The following is a 16,989-nucleotide window of genomic DNA, read 5'->3' as shown; positions in this document are numbered from 1 at the left end:
ACGGCCTCCAGCGCCACACGGGCCTTGAAACCAGCGTCATGGTTCCTGCGTTTCTTCATATCCTGATCTCCTCGTTCTTGGAGACCAGCAGACGTCAGATCGTAGCTTCCGTCACTGCCCGATTTTCGGGGACTAGCTCATACTTATGTCAGAAACTGTGTTGCCTCAGGTTACACAAGAGGTAGCACATGCGTGGTCGTCATCATCCGATCGGGGGCCTTCAAGGTCATGTGTCAGCACATCGAACTGCCCAAGAGCACCTACTACTACCGACGACGCATTCCGACATTTGCTCAAGAGTTTCACCGTTCAGGCTCCACGGAAAAGCGCCCGATGCAGGTATACTTTAGCTTAATGACTTCAGCGTAAAGACTTCCGAAAAAATGGCGGCAAACAAAGCGGCATATGTTCAGACACGCAGGCTCGATGCGCTCTGGAGAACGCTGCAAGGAATGGAGGAGGGGCCTAATGCCTCAATGTCCCTGGCACTTCTAGAAGCACGCGGACTTAGCCATGCTTCAGGCATATCGTCCATGACCGGCGCGAGACTGTCTGGGTAAGTCTCCCGGGCCGGCAGAGCTTACCACGTCCAAGTCGGCCCAATCTTTGGCGACCGGCCCTCAAACCGTGTCGATGCTGCGCTTGAAGGCGTCAGCCCAGTCCGGGTGCCAGCGCGACAGGGCAGGGCGGTTCTCGATGACGTCCCCTGCCGCCCAGGCGATCCGTCGTTCATCCAGCGTCCGGCTGACATCGTTGTCGGGGCAAAGGATGTAGAAGTCTCCGCGGACAAGGCTGTCGAGCATGAAGTCTACAGCCTGCTCTGGTGTCCAGGCTCCTGCGGGCTTCGGTGCGCCTGAGGCAGCGGTCATCCCGGTGTGCACCCAACCCGGGATCATAAGATGTGCGGACACCTGCGACCCCGGCAGAGTGCGCAGTTCGTGGGCCAGAAGCTCGGTATAGGCCTTCACGGCCGCTTTCGAGACGTTGTAGGCCGGATTGCCGGGCGGCAGGGTGATGCCCTGCTTCGATCCGGTATTGATCACGGCACCTGGCAGTCCATGCGCCAGCATCGCCGGAACAATGGCCTGTGCAACCGTCAGGATGCCACCGAAGTTGACCGCAAGCGTGCGGTCCCATGCTGCGCGGTCGCCAAGCGCGGTAGACGGCAGGCCAAGACCGGCGTTGTTGAAAAGAAGCGTCACCGGCGGCATCTCGGCAGCGATGGTAGCGGCGGCAGAAGCCACGGCCTCTTGGTTTGCGACATCGACCGGGAGGGCCCTTGATCCGGGCAGGGCAGCGGCAGCTATCTCCAGCGCCGGGCTGGGCAGGTCGATCAGGGCAATGATCATGCCCTGGGCTGCAAGCGCTCTGGCCGCAGCAAGACCGATGCCCGACGCGGCCCCCGTGATCACGGCGGTGTGGCCTTCGGCGATGGCGGGGTGGGTCATGGGTCTACCTTTCTGCGAAACGGAGTGGGGCGGAAACATCTACTGGCTGACGGGAAGGCGCGGTACATAGGGCGCTTCCAGCCGGGCGATCTGGTCGCTGGTCAGCACAAGGTCCAGTCCGGCCAGCGCTTCGGTGAACTGCTCGGGTCGCGAATAGCCGACGATGGGGGCCACGACGCCCGGTTTCTGTCGGACCCAGGCCAGAGCCACCTGGGCCATCGGCCTCCCGACCTCGGCCGCCACCACTTGCACCGCACCGATCACGGCGGCGTCCGCGGCCTCGGACCGGGCGAAAAGCATTTGCCCATAGGCGTCGGTCTCGATCCGCGCCGTGGCGACGCCTGCGGGCCGCGCCAGCCGACCCCGGCCGATGGGCGACCAGGGGATCAGTCCCACGCCCTGATCCAGGCAAAGCGGGATCATCTCGCGTTCTTCTTCTCGGTAGATCAGGCTGATCTGGTTCTGCATGCTGATGAAGGGTGTCCAGCCATTGCTCTGCGCCGCCGTCTGCATCTTGGCGAACTGCCAGGCGGACATGGTTGAGGCGCCGATGTAGCGCACCTTGCCGACTCGGATCAGGTCATCCAGTGCATGCATCGTCTCTTCGATGGGGGTCGTGGGGTCGAAGCGGTGGATCTGGTACAGGTCGACATAGTCGGTCTTCAGCCGCTTCAGCGACAGGTCGATCTGCCGCATGATCGCCCGCCGGGACAGACCCTGGTGGTAGGGATCGACGTCCCCGAACACCTTGGTTGCAAGAACGATTCGGTCGCGTGGGGCCAGGGACCAGAGCGTGTCCCCCAGAATTTCCTCGGACGAGCCGTCGGAGTAGACATTGGCGGTGTCGAAGAAGTCGACCCCCGCCTCGATCGCCTGCGCGATCAGCGAACGCGATTGTTCTGGGGGCAGGGTCCAGGGATGTCCGCCCCTGAGTGGTTCGCCAAAGGTCATGCAGCCGATGCAGATTTCACTGACCCACAGGCCCGACAGCCCGACTTGCTTGCGTTGCATCTCCTGAACCTCATTGGTGCCTGTCGATTATGCAACGCTTGCGCCCCGCCAGATGCAAGCGTCAAACTGACTCAGGGTTTAGCCGCCAACCCGGCCCGAGGCGCCAAGGCCGCGGATCACCGCGCGGCAGGCCAGCGTCACGGGGGCCTCGGTTTCCCGCAGGATCGCGATCCGGTCAAAGCGCGCCGGGTCACGCTCGACTGCCTCGCGCAGGGCCTCGCCAAAGGCCATGCGCAGCTCGGTGCCGATGTTGAACTTGGCGATGCGGCTTGTGGCGGCAAGGTGCGTGCGGTCGGCAGCAGGCACGCCCGACCCACCGTGGATCACCAGCGGCACGTCGGTCAGCGCCTCGATGGCGCGCAGGCGGGGCAGGTCCAGTCCGCCGCCGGGTGCCTCTTGCAGATGCAGGTTGCCGACCGAGATCGCCATTGCATCCACCCCGGTCTCGAGGGCAAAGCGCGCCGCCTCTGCCGGGTCGGTCCCGGCCGATGCCGCCCCGCCGGCATAGCCGACAAAGCCGATCTCGCCCTCGCAGCTGATGCCCGCCGCATGGGCAAGTTCGGCGACTGCTGCGGTCCGGTCGATGTTATCCTGCAAAGGCAGGCGCGAGCCGTCGAACATCAGCGAGGTAAACCCCGCGTCCAGCGCCGCGCGGCAGTCGTCCAGCGAGGTGCCGTGGTCAAGATGCGCCACGACGGGCACACTGGCGGCTTCGGCCAGATGGCGGAACATCCGGCCCAGGATCGGCAGCGGAGTGTGCTCGCGGCAGCCAGGCCCGGCCTGCAGGATGATCGGCGCGCGCTCCGCCTCGGCGGCGGCAACATAGGCGCGCATGTCCTCCCAGCCCAGACAGACCAGGCCGGGGACGGCATAGCCTCCCCTCAGCGCCGGTTGCAGCACCTGGGCCAGGGTCGCAATCGTCATTTGAACTTGGCCACCATGTCCATGATCCCTGGGATCGTGTGCAACTGAGCGGCGTGGGTCGGCTGGAAATACTGCTTGAGGCTGCGCTGGCTTTGGCCGCCAAGGATGGTGAAGTAATACATCTCATACCCCGGCAGCACGCAGCAGGGGTGATAGCCCTTGTCGATCAGGACTGTGGACCGGTTCATGATGTGATAGGCATCGCCCGGTTCATTATCGACCCGCTGCAACATCTGCAGGCCCGAGCCATAGTCGGGTCGGAAGCGGAAGTTGTAACATTCGTCATGTCGCGTCTCGTCGGGCAGGCGGTCGGTGTCATGCTTGTGGCTGGGGAAACCGGACCAGCCGCCCGCGCCGACTGTGTAAAGCTCGGACACCAGCAGGCGGCCAACCCGGTCATGGTAGGCCGCGCCCAGGATATGCTTGATCTTCCGGTGGGTCTTGGTGTCGTCCGATCCGTATTGCACCTTGTCGATGTCTGCGGCCCGGACGGCGAAGGGGCGCAGGGTTTCCGAGTATTTCGCTCCGGCGAGGAAGATTTCTGTATCTGTCAGCGCCGAAATCCGCGCGCCGGTGTCCTGCGGGACATAGACGCCCTCCGGCTCGCCGTCCCAGACATCGACGCCCCGATTGCCGATGCCCGCAAAGGTCTCGCCCGCGGTTTCCACGGTCACCGTCCCGGTGGCGGGGACGACGCAGGTCTCATAGCCGGGGGTGCGGTAGTCGAACTGCCCGCCCGCTTTCAGGTGGATGATATTGAAATAGACGTAAGGGACCAAAGGATGCTCCCGGTCGACGATGGGGCAGTTCTGGTTGTCATGGGGGGCGATGTGCATGGGGGGTCCCTTTATCCGGTCGGGCCGCTGTGATGGGCAAGGAAGGCGTCAAGCTCGGCATGGGTCGGCATGGCCGGGGCGCAGCCGACGCGGGCCACGACCATCGCAGCGGCCGCCGATCCCCGCAGGACCGCCGCCCGGACCGACAGTCCCGCAGCAAGCCCGGCGATGAAGGCGCCAAGAAAGCTGTCGCCCGCGCCAGTGGGTTTCAAGGCCTGGGTCGGATAGATGCCGGTGGAGACCTCGCCCTCGGGGGTGATCGTGACCGCGCCCTTTTCGCCCATCTTGTAGACGACGATCTGCGCGCCTTTGGCGATCAGGCTGCGCGCAGTGTGCAGGCCCCGGTCCGGGTGCCCGGCCATAAAGCCGAACTCCACGTCATTGCCGACGATCACGTCGCACAGGGCACCCGCGCGCGAGTAGACCTCGGCGGCGACGGCGGCAGAAGGCCAGGAATATGGCCGGTAATCCTCATCGAAGATCAGCGGCACGCCAGCGGCACGGGCCAGCTCGAACGCCCGGAAAGCTGCACTGCGCGAGGGTTCGGCAGCCAGGACCGTGCCCGTGGTGATAAGGGCCGAAAAGGCCGTGTAGTCGACGGCTTCCACATCCGCGACCGTCATTGCGAAGTCGGCGGCGTTATTGCGGTAGATGACTGACTGGCAGTCCTGAATCCGCGTTTCGACCACGGCCAGCGAATTGCGCGGCTCGCCTGCAATCGCGCGGATATGAGTGCGGTCGATGCCGTAGGCGTCAAGCTGGGTCAGGCAGAAGCGACCCACCGCATCGTCCGACACACAGGTGACCAGCGCTGCGCGGCACTCCTGCCGGGTCAGCGCCACGGCGATGTTGGCCGACGATCCGCCAAGCGCCGTCGTGAACCGCGTTGCCTCTTCGATCCGCGTGCCGGGCGGATCGGCGTAAAGGTCCATGCCTGCCCGACCGATGACCAGGAAGTTCCGGCCCTGCAGACGCGCAAGATCGGCCATCAGACGCCCCGCCTTTGACCCGCGCGGCCCGCTTCCACCTCGGCATGCTTGGCGCGGACTTCGTCGCTGGCCGAAACTTCGGCGGTGCCGATCTCCCACCATGCATGGCCTTGCGTGGTCCAACCCTCGTAAGCGTCGACCTGCATGACGATGACGCTTGTCTTCGTCGAAGCCTTGGCGCGCTGGAACGCCTCGGCCAGCGCGGCAGGGTTGGCGACCGTCTCGGCATTGGCGCCCATCGCGCGCGCGTGGGCCTCGAAATCCACCGCGAAGGGCTCGGCCACGGTCGGGCAATCGGCGATCAGGTTGTTGAAGCTGGCCTGCCCGGTATTGTTCTGCAACTTGTTGATGACCGCAAAGCCGCCGTTGTCCAATACCAGCACGATCAGCTTCTTGCCCGTCAGGACCGACGAATAGATGTCCGAGTTCATCAGAAGGTAACTGCCGTCGCCGACGAAGACGATGGTATCTCGGTCGGCCTCGCCTTCAGCCTGAGCGATCCGCGCACCCCAGCCTCCGGCGATCTCGTAGCCCATACAGGAAAAGCCGAACTCCACGTCCACCGTCCCGATCCCCAAGGTGCGCCAGTTGGCGGTCACTTCGGCCGGCAGGCCCCCGGCCGCCGTCACCACCCGGTCGCGCGGATGGCAAAGCGCGTTCACCACGCCGATGGCCTGGGCATAGGAGTTTGGCCGGTTCCCATGTGCCACGTTCCCGGCGACATAGGCGTCCCAGGCCTTGCGTTCACCTTGCGCGCGGGCGACCCAGTCCTCTGGCGCGCGGTGGCCATCAAGTGCAGCGTCCAGCGCCGGAAGCCCCAGCTTGGCATCACCGACCACAGGCAGCGAAAGGTGCTTGGCCGCATCATGCCGCCCCGCGTTCAAGCCGATGAGACGGGCCTCGGGCGCAAAGACTGTCCAGGATCCGGTGGTGAAATCCTGCAACCGTGTGCCGACCGCAAGCACGACGTCTGCCTCGCCCGCGATGGTATTGGCGCTGTCCGATCCGGTCACGCCCAAGGGGCCGACGTTCAGAGGATGGTCGGCCAGCAAGTTCGCCCGGCCCGCGATGGTTTCTACCACGGGAATCCCATGCGCCTCGGCAAAGGCGGTCAATTCCACCACCGCGCCTGAATACTGCACACCGCCCCCCGCGACGATCAACGGGCGCTGCGCGGCGCGCAAAAGGGCGGCGGCCTCGGCGATCTCAAGCACGTCAGGCGACTGGCGGCGGATGCGGTGGACACGTTTGGCGAAGAACGCCGCAGGGTAGTCATATGCCCAGCCCTGCACATCCTGCGGCAGGCCCAGGAAGGCCGGGCCGCAATCGGCGGGGTCCAGCAGGGTGGCCAAAGCGGTGGGCAGCGATTGCAGGACCTGAGCCGGGTGGGTGATCCGGTCCCAGTAGCGGCTGACCGCCTTGAAGGCATCGTTGACGCCAAGTGTCGGATTGCCGAAATGCTCCAGCTGTTGCAGCACCGGGTCGGGCAGGCGGGTCAGGAAGGTATCGCCGCACAGCATCAGAACGGGCAGACGGTTGGCATGGGCAAGCGCGGCGGCGGTCAGCAGGTTCGCCGTTCCTGGCCCGGCGCTTGCGGTGCAGAACATGAACCGCCGACGCAAGTGATACTTCGCATAGGCTGCCGCAGCAAAACCCATGCTCTGCTCGTTCTGCCCGCGATAAAGCGGCATCTCCTTGTGGACCGGATACAGCGCCTCGCCCAGACAGGGCACGTTGCCGTGGCCAAAGATGCCGAAGCCGCCGCCGCAGATGCGGACCTCTTGATCACCGATCACAATGAACTGGTTCATCAGCCAGCGCACGATGGCCTGTGCCACCGTCAGCCGGATGGTCTCGTCTACTCTGGTCCCAGTCCTGGTCATCGTCGTATGGTCCTCCCCGCCGGGCGTCCACACGGGACTTGCGCGGCCTGCCGAGTGAGGATACAGCTTTTGCAACCGGTTGCAATACTGGTGAGCGGGGGGAGGCACGGCGTGACGAACATCGGGATCGGGCTGGTCGGTGGCGGCTATATGGGCAAGGCGCATGCAGTGGCCTTGTCGGCTGTAGGTGCGGTCTTCGACACCACCCTGCGGCCTCGGCTCGAGGTGATCGCCGCCACCAGCGCGGACAGCGCCGAACGCTATCGCAGCGCCTATGGCTTTGCCCGGGGGACGGACGACTGGCGCGGCCTGGTGGCTGATCCAAAGGTGGAAGCGGTCGTGATCGCCTCGCCCCAGTCGACTCATCGCGCGATTGCCGAGGCGGCCTTTGCCGCGGGCAAGCCGGTCTTCTGCGAAAAGCCGTTGGGCGCCTCTTTGGCGGACGCCGAAGCGATGGTCGCGGCGGCCGAGGCGTCGGGTCTGCCGAACATGATCGGCTTCAACTATGTCCGCTCACCGGCCACGCAGTTCGTGCGGCAACTCCTGGCACAGGGTGCAGTCGGTGAACTGACCTGGTTCCGCGGCGAGCATACCGAGGATTTTCTGGCCGACCCGATGCTCCCCGCCACCTGGCGCACAAGCGGTCGTGCGAACGGTTGCATGGGCGATCTCGCGCCGCATCCGATCAACTGCATGCTGGCGCTGATGGGTCCGGTGGCCGAGCTTTCTGCCCGGATCGAGACGGTCCACGCGGCCCGCCCAGGCCCCGACGGTTCTGTCGCGGTCGACAACGACGACCACGCCCAACTCATGTTGCGCTTTGCCTCTGGCGTCATGGGTCACCTTTACATCAGTCGCGTCGCCACGGGGCGGAAGATGGGCTATGCCTATGAAATACATGGAACAAAAGGTAGCATCCGCTTCGACCAGGAAGACCAGAACGCCGTCCACCTTTACCGCGCCGAAGGGCCAGAGGCGACGCGCGGTTTCACACGCATCCTGACCGGGCCGCAGCATCCCGACTACCTTGCGTTCTGCCAGGGTCCCGGCCACGGCACCGGCTACCAGGACCAGATCATCATCGAGGCGAAGGACTTCCTGACCGCCATCGCCACCGGCAAGCCGGTCTGGCCCACCTTCCGCGACGGCCTTGCCGTAAGCCGGATCATCGACACCGCCTTCAAGGCATCCGACGACGGCCGCTGGCACGCCGTCCCCCAATGAACCTTCACGGCATGAGGCCCGAATGACCATCCGTATCGGCAATGCGCCCTGCTCCTGGGGCGTCGAGTTTGCAGACGACCCGCGCAACCCGGCCTGGCGGCAGGTCCTGTCCGATTGCGCGGGCGCGGGCTACAAGGGGATCGAGCTTGGCCCCATCGGATTCATGCCCGAAGACCCAGGTGTTCTGGGCGCGGCACTGGCCGAAAACGGGCTGGAGTTGATTGGCGGCGTCGTCTTCCGCCCGTTTCACGACCCGGCCAAGTGGGATGAGGTCTGGGATGCCGCGGTGCGCACCTGCAAGGCGCTGACGGCGCATGGGGCGCAGCATCTGGTGCTGATCGACAGCATCTCGCCTCGCCGCGCGCCGACTGCGGGCCGGGCCGACGCTGCCGAGCAGATGGACCAGGCCGAATGGACCGCCTTTCGCGACCGCATCGCCAAGGTCGCCAAGCTGGGGGCCGAGGACTATGGCCTGACCGTCGGCGTCCACGCCCATGCCGCAGGCTTCATCGATTTCGAGCCAGAGCTGGAGCGTCTTCTGAACGAGGTGGACGAGAAGATCCTGAAGATCTGCTTCGACACCGGCCACCATTCCTATGCGGGCTTTGATCCGGTGGCCTTCATGCGCCGGCACATCGACCGAATTTCCTACATGCACTTCAAGGACATCGACCCGGCCGTCAAGTCTGATGTTATCGCCAAGAGCACCGGCTTCTACGACGCCTGCGGCCAGGGCATCTTCTGCAACCTTGGCACCGGCGACGTCGACTTTCCGGCCGTGCGCCAGATCCTGCTTGACGCAGGTTTCGAAGGCTGGTGCACGGTCGAGCAGGACTGTGACCCGACGCTGGACGTCAGCCCCATCGACGACGCACGCAAGAACCGCGCCTACCTGCAATCCATCGGCTTTTAAGGGACCATCATGGCAAGACTGAACTGGGGCATGATCGGTGGCGGCGAAGGCAGCCAGATCGGCCCGGCCCACCGCCTCGGCGCTTTGGCAGACGGGCATTTCAACCTGGTCGCGGGTGCGCTGGACCACCGGGCCGACGTGGGGCGCGAGTATGCGCAGCGCCTGGGTGTCGCCGCCGACCGCGCCTATGGCGACTGGGAAGAAATGCTGGTGGGGGAAAAGAATCGCCCCGACCGCTGCGATCTGGTGACAGTGGCCACTCCGAATTCCACCCATTTCCAGATCACCAAGGCTTTCTTGGAGGCCGGGTTCAACGTCCTGTGCGAAAAGCCGATGACGGTGACGGTCGAGGAGGGCGAAGAGATCGTCCGCATCGCTGCCAAGACCGGGAAAATCTGCGCGGTGAACTACTGTTATTCCGCCTATCCGATGGTCCGCCAGGCCCGCGCGATGGTGCGCAACGGTGACATCGGCAAGGTGCGCCTTGTCGTCACCAACTTCAGCCACGGTCACCACGGCGACGCCACCGACGCCGACAATCCCCGCGTCCGCTGGCGCTATGACCCGGCAATGGCGGGCGTGTCCGGCCAGTTCGCCGACTGCGGCATCCACGCGCTGCACATGGCCAGCTTCATCTGCGATGACGAGGTGGAAAAGCTTTCCGCCGACTTCGCCTCGACCATTCCGTCGCGTGTGCTGGAGGATGACGCGATGGTCAACTTCCGCATGGCGAAGGGCACGGTCGGCAGGTTATGGACCTCCTCGGTTGCCATCGGGCGGCAGCACGGCTTCGACATCCAGGTCTTCGGCGAAACCGGCGGCTTCCGCTGGGCGTCCGAGCAGCCGAACCAGCTGATCTACACCCCCGTCGGCGGGCGCACGCAGATCATGGAGAAGGGTGAAGGCGGACTTTACGAGGACGCCAAGCGCCTGTCTCGTGTGGCCATCGCCCACCCCGAAGGCTTCCCGCTGGCGGTGGCGAATATCTATTGCGATCTGGCGGATGCGATCCGCGGCGAACAGCGCGACGGGCTGCCGACGGCCCCCAGCGGGTTGCGGTCGATGGCGGCAGTCCACACCGCTGTCGCCTCGGCCAAGGCTGGCGGCGCGTGGATGGACGCCCGCCCGCCGATGTTCCGCTAGGGCAGGGCGCGCAAAGTCTGTCGCTCGACCACGCGGCAGGGGAACAGGCGGGTCTCGGGCGGACGTCCGGGATCCTCAATGGTTGAGACCACAAGTGCGATGGCCGCGTCGATGATCTGCGCGACTGGCTGGCGGATGGTCGTCAGTCCGATCATCTGCCAGCGCGCCATTTCCATGTCGTTCAGCCCGATCAGGCCAATGTCGCCCGGCACCGACAGCCCCGCTTCGTGAATGGCACTCAGCGCCCCGACGGCCAGCAGATCGTCGCCGCAGAAATAGGCCTCGGCCGGGGTGTCCTGCAAAAGCTGCTGCATTTCGGTCCGGCCCGCGTCGAAGGTGTATGCGCTGGCATAGCTCGCGCTCACATGTACCTCAGGGCAGCCGGCCAGCGCACCCAGAAACCCCGCCACGCGGTCCTGCGTGGAAGTCGCACTGCGTGGCCCGCCCAGAAAGGCGACCCGCCCATAGCCACGTTGCACCAGCGCCTCGGCTGCCATCCGCCCGCAAGCCACGTTGTCGATCCCAACCACATGCACATCGGGCGCCGTCGCATAGCGCCCGAAGGCATGCACGACGGGCAGTCCCGCCGCCTTGAACGCCAGCGCAAAGCTGGAGGGCAGGGTAGAAGAGGCAACGATCACCCCGTCCACCGAATACTGCCGCAGCATCCGCACCGAATCCGCAGGGTCCGTCGCATCGCTGAGGTTGACCAGCAGCGGCCGCAGCCCGCGGTCCTGCAGGCCGCGGGTGAAAAGGTCGAACACCTCCAGGATCAGCGGGTTGTGGAAGTTGTTGGCAATCAGGCCGATCATCTTTGTCCGGCCCGTCGTCAGACTTGAGGCCAGGGCGTTGGGCGCATAGCCCAACTCGCTTGCCGCCTTCTCCACCTTGGACCGGGTCTTGGCCGAAACCGATGCCCCATCGGTGAACGTGCGCGAGACTGCCGACCGGGAAACCCCGGCCCGTTCTGCCACATCCTTCAGTGTCACACCCATCGCCTTGTCCGCATACCGATGCCCGCGCTGGATAACACTTGGGCCTTGACCAAAGCCAAGCCCGCATCGCCCGTCATTGCAAGCGGTTTCAAGCCGGCCGATGTCACCGACGATCGTGCCCGGATGTACGGCAGGCCGCGGGCCTGGCAAGGTAAGTGCGGACTTCTGGAGGTGGGGCGGTCCTGGCCTCCTTCGGCTCTGACACAATCAAAAGTTGGCTCTCTGCCCTGGGAGTTCGGCCAAGGCGCCATCGCAGTCCCGGTGATCATGCTTTTGCCCACCATCCACAATGAGCCCGACGATGGTCTCCGTAGAGCCAGACGTATCCACGCGCGTGCATTGCCACGTATCCCTGCCATCGGCAGACTTCGCTCTGATCCTGCAGGAAATTAGGCAGTCTGGACGTCAAGTTCGCCCAGCTGTAGCGCGTTTACATAGATGTGGTGATCTACGCGAAATTTCATGCTAAAGAATGTGGTGTCTGGATACTCACTTGTTAACCTTGCGTTCATATTCCCCTAAGCTGCCTCGAATTCGCCACTTCCAGACCTGAGGGCGTGGCGGGGTGACGGCAGGACCGGAGCGGGCATGGCGACGATCAATGGCGGGCCGGGCAACAACAGCCTGGTCGGTGACAACGACGGGAATTTCAACGACCTCATCTTTGGGGGCGGTGGCGATGACACGCTACGTGGGCTTACGGGCAATGACATTCTGTACGGTGGAACCGGCCGGGACCTTCTGGACGGCGGACCCGGCAATGACACGCTCTATGGCGGGTCCAACGACGACACGCTGATCGGCGGCGACGGATTCGACTTCGCCAGCTATCTCGGCGTTGGCGCGTCGGTCACCGTGAACCTCGGGACCGGTACCGCCACGGGCGAGGGCAGCGACGTCCTGTCCGGGATCGAGGGCGTCATCGGCGGCAGCGGTGCGGACACCATCACGGGCGACTCGATCGGCAATTTTCTGCAGGGCGAAGGCGGCAGTGACCTTATCTCGGGCGCGGCTGGCCTTGATACGCTCTATGGCGGCGCGGGACTTGATGTCCTGTATGGCGGGGCCGACGCCGACCTGGCCTATGGCGGCGTCGAGGCTGACACAGTCGCCGGCAACGATGGGGCCGACACGCTGTACGGCGATGCCGGTCTCGACGTGCTCTACGGGGGCAACGATGCCGATCTGATGTTCGGCGGCGGGGACGCCGACGTTCTCTTTGGCGATGCAGGAGCGGACACGCTTTTCGGGGACGCCGGTATTGACACTCTGTACGGCGGTGCGGACGCGGACACGCTATACGGTGGCGGCGACGGTGACCTGATCTATGGCAACGACGGCTTCGACGCCCTCTACGGGGATGCCGGGACGGATACGCTTTACGGCGATGCCGGGGACGACCTTCTCGACGGCGGCTCCGAGGCGGACTCGCTGTTCGGTGGGGCCGGTTTCGATACGCTTTTCGGTGGCACCGGGGCCGACTCCCTGCGCGGGGGCGACGACGGTGACCTGCTCTATGGCGGCGACGAGGGTGACATCCTCTTCGGAGATGCCGGCAACGATACGCTGTATGGCGGGGCTGGCTCGGACACACTGGACGGCGGCGACGGAAACGATTTCCTGCAGGGCGACGCGGGCGGCGACAGCCTGATCGGTGGCAACGGGGACGATACCCTGCGTGGCGGCGACGGCGCGGACACGCTGATCGGCGGGACGGGACTTGATTTCATCGACTACAGCGATTCCAACGCTGCGGTCTCGATCAACCTTGCCACCGGAAGTTTCTCGGGCGGCTTTGCCACTGGGGACACTGGCTCGGGCGTCGACGGGATCATCGGATCGGCGTTCAACGATACGCTGGTTGGCTTCGACGGCTCCAGCACGCTTGCGGCAGACGCGTACACCAACGTCTTCTATGGCGGACTTGGCAACGACAGCATTTCAGGCCTTGGCGGTGGCGACAGCCTCTTCGGCGGCGCGGATGACGATACGGTTTCCGGTGATGCAGGCAACGACCTGGTCGACGGCGGGGCAGGCAACGACAGGCTCTTTGGTGGCGCAGACAACGACACCCTCTACGGGGGGTCCGGCCAGGACACGCTTTACGGTGGGTCGGGCCGGGACGAGCTGTTCGGCGGCGATGACGAGGACCAGTTCTTTTTCACCTTCACCGGCACGGTCAACGACATATCGGGCGCCGAGATCGTCGACGGCGGGCTCGGCGGGGCCGACAATGATCGGCTTATCCTGGATATCACCGGACTGGGCTGGGGGCGCATCGACCTCACCTACGATCCGCTTAACGCCGAGAACGGAACGATCACCTTCTTCGGGCCGGACGGGATCACGGTCATCGGCACGCTCAGTTTCTCGGACATCGAGACTGTGGTCATCATCTGCTTCACCCCCGGCACGCGGATCCTGACTGATCGGGGCGACGTGCTGGTCGAGAGGTTGCAGCCGGGCGATCTGGTCCAGACCCGCGATCACGGCCTTCAGCCCTTGCGCTGGGTCGGACGCCGCCACCTGTCGCGGCAAGACCTTCTGGCCCGTCCCGCCCTGCAACCTATCAGCATCGCTGCCGGCGCGCTGTTCGGTACGGGTCCTGACCAGCCTTTGCTGGTCTCGCCCCAGCACCGGGTGCTGGTCGAAGGTGCCACGGCGGAGCTTTACTTCGCCGAGGACGAGGTGCTGGTTCCCGCCAAGCACCTGCTGGGACTGCCTGGCGTTACCCGGGCCTGCCCCGATGAAGGCGTGACCTATGTCCATGTCCTTCTGGACCGGCACGAGCTTCTGCTTTCGAACGGGTCCTGGACGGAAAGCTTCCAGCCAGCCGAACGGACAGTCGAGGCGCTGGATCAGGCCGCGCGGGCCGAAGTGCTGGAGCTTTTTCCCGAACTTGCCAACCAGGCCAGCGCGTTTTCCAGTGCGCGCGTGTCGCTCAATGCCCACGAAGCACGGGTCCTGGTCGCCGGCTGACTGCGGCCGGACCTTGGGCTCAGGCCAGGCCCGCCAAATGCAGGGTCAGTCCCAGACCGGCCGCGCCCGCCAGCACGGTCGCCAGGCCCAGCTTCAGCCGGAACACCGCCAGGATGGCCAGCGCCGACAGACCTGCCGCCACCCAGTTGATCGAATCCGGCACCGGCAATTCCATTGTCAGCGGGCCCAGACTGATCCAGGCAACCTTGCTCCAGACCACATGGATCGCGAACCACAGGGCCAGGTTCAGGATCACACCAACCACCGCTGCAGTGACCGCCGAAAGGGCCGCCGAAAGCGCCAGGTTGCGCCTCAGGCCCTCCATGTAGGGGGCGCCCAGGAAAATCCAGGCAAAACAGGGAGCGAAGGTCACCCAGGTCGTCAGCAGTCCGCCCAGTGTCGCGGCAAGATAGGGGTGCGCCCAGCCCGCCTCGCGCAGAGCGCCCAGGAAGCCGACAAACTGAAGCACCATGATCAGCGGCCCAGGCGTGGTCTCGGCCATGCCCAGACCATCCAGCATCTCGCCCGGCCCCAGCCAGCCATAGGTCCCCACGGCCTCCTGCGCGACCCAGGCCAGCACGGCATAGGCCCCACCGAAGGTCAGGACGGCCAGTTTCGAGAAGAAGGTGGCGATGTCGGAAAAGACGCTTCCCGGCGCAATAATCAGGATGACCGCGACCGGCAAAAGCCAAAGACCAAGCGCTGCAAGCCCCGCGCGCAGCGCTTCTCGTCGCGCCGAGGGGGGCAGGGCCGCCTCCTCTCCCAGCAAGGTCGCGGCATCATCGACGTGGGTCGCGCCCACGGCAGCGTGGCCCCCACCCGCCCGGAAGGCGGCCAGACCGGTCTTGGCGCCCACCCAGCCGATCAGCGCGGCCACGGCGATGATCACCGGGAAGGGCACCTGAAATGCGAAGATCGCCAGGAACGAGGCCGCGGCGATGGCCCGCAACACGCCATTGCGCAGCGCTCGCCGCCCGACCCGCACGACCGCCTGCAGCACGATGGCCAGCACCGCGGCCTTCAGCCCGAAGAACAGCGCCGAGACTATGCCGATCTGCCCATAGGCCGCATAGACCCAGGAAAGGCCCATGATCGCCACGACGCCCGGCAGGATGAACAACAGACCCGCCACGAGCGCGCCCCGCACACCATGCATCAGCCAGCCGATATAGGTCGCCAGCTGCTGCGCCTCGGGTCCTGGCAGGAGCATGCAGAAATTCAGCGCGTGCAGGAAGCGTCCATCGCCCAGCCAGCGTTTCTCTTCGACCAGGACGCGGTGCATGACCGCGATCTGTCCCGCTGGTCCGCCGAAGGACAGGGCAGCGATCCTGGCCCAGACGCGAGTGGCTTCACCCAGAGTCGGATGGTCGGATCGCTCGGTCATTTCGCTTTCCCGGCTTTCGGCCAATCATGCGTTTCCTCTGTCGCATCCCGCGCCCAGCGAAAGAAGGCATCGTAAAGCTGCAGGCCTGCGTCAAGCTGCGCCTGATCGTCCGCGTACATCCGGGAAAGGCCCAGCGAGGCGGCCAGCAGCCCTGCACATTCCGGCGCAAGCTCTGGCCGCGCCGTGTCGGCCCCCCGGACGATGGTCGCCAGACGGTCCAGTGCGGGCAGGCGCAGTCCGAACTCGGCCAGCAGCGTGTCGAAGGTGCACAGATCACCCCGATGGCTCCAGAACGTATCCTCGACGTCGAAGGCCGCAGCACCTAGCATCTCGGCCACGGCAGGTACCTCGGCCGGAGCGACGAAAAGGAAGACTGCCCGTGGGTCGATGAAGCGGCGGATCAGCCACGGACAGGCGATGCGGTCGATCTTGGGTCGCGACCGCGTGACCCACAGACTGCGTCCCGCATCGTCGCGCCGACCCAGCTTGCTGGGGTCGAAACTTTGCAGGCCCGCAGCGACCCAGGCCTCTTGCCCGCCCTCCAGATACTCAGCCGCTATCCCTTCGGTCCGCAGGACAGCGGCCAGCCCCTGACTGCGCGCATGCCCGGCGGCGCAGATAACGACGACCGCTTGATTCCTCAGCCCTGGCACCAGAGCGAGGGCGTCCGCGGGGTTCAGGGCGGTTTCGTCCAGCAGCCGTGCGCCCGGAATGGCGCGTGGGTCGTCCCGACGCACCGCCGCGCGCCGGACGTCCAGGATGACCGGCGCCCGCGGGGTGCCGATCAGTTTGGCAAGCTTGTCACAGGAAATCGCATCGGGCGCAGGCATCTGCTGTCCTTATGTTGGTTTTGTTTCATGTCTGTGAAACGCGACCTTCGGCTGACGCCTCGTGGGGAGCGCGCGATCCCCATAAGATCTGTCTCGCCCTGGTGTCGCAAATTGTCAATGGGCCGGCATCCTGCCTGGATCGCCCGAGGTGGCAGAGGGCAGTGCACAGGGATGAGGCGTGACTTTGAAAGGTCATGCCGATCGCTGCGGAACGTCGCTTGCCGGATGGATTTACCTTACAAAACACTTGCCGGACCGAAGAAAACAGGCAAGGGTCCGCCGTAACGCAGATTGGTGGGAACAAATATCGGACCGGCGGCGCAGGGGTTCCGCCCTGAATTTGGAAATGCGCCCGGATCGGTCCGTTCCAGACCCCGAACAGAACAAATCGAAATGTCGGACAGTTTTGGCCGACGCTGAAACAGACGGA

Annotated in this window: 13 protein-coding genes; 4 read left to right on the top strand and 9 right to left on the bottom strand. The window is 65.1% G+C overall.

Going from position 1 to position 16,989, the window contains the following annotated elements:
- Positions 1 to 620: 620 nt before the first annotated feature.
- The 6 genes from Q8M85_RS00310 to iolD form a co-directional block, all read right to left on the bottom strand.
- On the bottom strand, positions 621 to 1,448 hold the full coding sequence (locus Q8M85_RS00310) for an SDR family oxidoreductase (RefSeq protein WP_305538933.1): 828 nt from the start codon (positions 1,446 to 1,448) through the stop codon (positions 621 to 623).
- Positions 1,449 to 1,487: 39 nt separating this feature from the next.
- Complete coding sequence (locus Q8M85_RS00305; protein ID WP_305538932.1) at positions 1,488 to 2,459, bottom strand: aldo/keto reductase; 972 nt, start codon at positions 2,457 to 2,459, stop codon at positions 1,488 to 1,490.
- Positions 2,460 to 2,537: 78 nt separating this feature from the next.
- On the bottom strand, positions 2,538 to 3,383 hold the full coding sequence (locus Q8M85_RS00300; protein ID WP_305538931.1) for a class II fructose-bisphosphate aldolase: 846 nt from the start codon (positions 3,381 to 3,383) through the stop codon (positions 2,538 to 2,540).
- Positions 3,380 to 4,219: a 5-deoxy-glucuronate isomerase gene (locus Q8M85_RS00295; RefSeq protein ID WP_305538930.1), complete on the bottom strand. Its 840-nt coding sequence runs from the start codon at positions 4,217 to 4,219 to the stop codon at positions 3,380 to 3,382. Before Q8M85_RS00295 ends, Q8M85_RS00300 begins: the two co-directional genes overlap by 4 nt.
- Before the next feature lie 11 nt (positions 4,220 to 4,230).
- A complete protein-coding gene (gene iolC / locus Q8M85_RS00290; protein WP_305538929.1) occupies positions 4,231 to 5,208 on the bottom strand; it encodes a 5-dehydro-2-deoxygluconokinase in 978 nt (325 codons plus the stop codon).
- Positions 5,208 to 7,091 (bottom strand): 3D-(3,5/4)-trihydroxycyclohexane-1,2-dione acylhydrolase (decyclizing), encoded by a 1,884-nt coding sequence (gene iolD, locus Q8M85_RS00285; RefSeq protein WP_305538928.1) that lies wholly within the window; start codon positions 7,089 to 7,091, stop codon positions 5,208 to 5,210. The genes iolC and iolD overlap by 1 nt, the downstream gene beginning before the upstream one ends.
- 111 nt (positions 7,092 to 7,202) lie before the next feature.
- On the opposite strand from iolD, the gene Q8M85_RS00280 reads away from it, so the two are divergent.
- Genes Q8M85_RS00280 through Q8M85_RS00270 form a run of 3 tightly spaced genes read left to right on the top strand, consistent with a single transcriptional unit; the run spans position 7,203 to position 10,371 of the window.
- Positions 7,203 to 8,315, top strand: coding sequence for a Gfo/Idh/MocA family protein (locus Q8M85_RS00280; RefSeq protein WP_305538927.1), 1,113 nt, complete (start codon positions 7,203 to 7,205; stop codon positions 8,313 to 8,315).
- 22 nt (positions 8,316 to 8,337) lie between these two features.
- Positions 8,338 to 9,228: a sugar phosphate isomerase/epimerase gene (locus Q8M85_RS00275; protein WP_305538926.1), complete on the top strand. Its 891-nt coding sequence runs from the start codon at positions 8,338 to 8,340 to the stop codon at positions 9,226 to 9,228.
- 9 nt (positions 9,229 to 9,237) lie between these two features.
- Positions 9,238 to 10,371: a Gfo/Idh/MocA family protein gene (locus Q8M85_RS00270; RefSeq protein ID WP_305538925.1), complete on the top strand. Its 1,134-nt coding sequence runs from the start codon at positions 9,238 to 9,240 to the stop codon at positions 10,369 to 10,371.
- On the opposite strand, the gene Q8M85_RS00265 is transcribed toward Q8M85_RS00270, so the two are convergent.
- The gene (locus Q8M85_RS00265; protein WP_305538924.1) at positions 10,368 to 11,366 is read right to left on the bottom strand and encodes a LacI family DNA-binding transcriptional regulator; all 999 of its coding nucleotides are present in this window, start codon (positions 11,364 to 11,366) and stop codon (positions 10,368 to 10,370) included. The two genes, Q8M85_RS00270 and Q8M85_RS00265, sit on opposite strands and share 4 nt — an antisense overlap.
- 588 nt (positions 11,367 to 11,954) lie before the next feature.
- Here Q8M85_RS00265 and Q8M85_RS00260 point away from each other — a divergent pair.
- Positions 11,955 to 14,345: a Hint domain-containing protein gene (locus Q8M85_RS00260; protein WP_305538923.1), complete on the top strand. Its 2,391-nt coding sequence runs from the start codon at positions 11,955 to 11,957 to the stop codon at positions 14,343 to 14,345.
- 19 nt (positions 14,346 to 14,364) lie between these two features.
- Here Q8M85_RS00260 and chrA read toward each other — a convergent pair whose 3' ends face one another.
- Together chrA and Q8M85_RS00250 are read right to left on the bottom strand one after the other, a co-directional pair.
- On the bottom strand, positions 14,365 to 15,729 hold the full coding sequence (chrA, locus tag Q8M85_RS00255; protein ID WP_305538922.1) for a chromate efflux transporter: 1,365 nt from the start codon (positions 15,727 to 15,729) through the stop codon (positions 14,365 to 14,367).
- Positions 15,726 to 16,559, bottom strand: coding sequence for a sulfurtransferase/chromate resistance protein (locus Q8M85_RS00250; protein WP_305538921.1), 834 nt, complete (start codon positions 16,557 to 16,559; stop codon positions 15,726 to 15,728). Before Q8M85_RS00250 ends, chrA begins: the two co-directional genes overlap by 4 nt.
- Between the last annotated feature and the right edge of the window lie 430 nt (positions 16,560 to 16,989).

Source organism: Tabrizicola sp. (genome assembly GCF_030694085.1).
Lineage (GTDB): Bacteria > Pseudomonadota > Alphaproteobacteria > Rhodobacterales > Rhodobacteraceae > Tabrizicola.
This window is presented reverse-complemented; position numbering and strand designations above follow the sequence as displayed.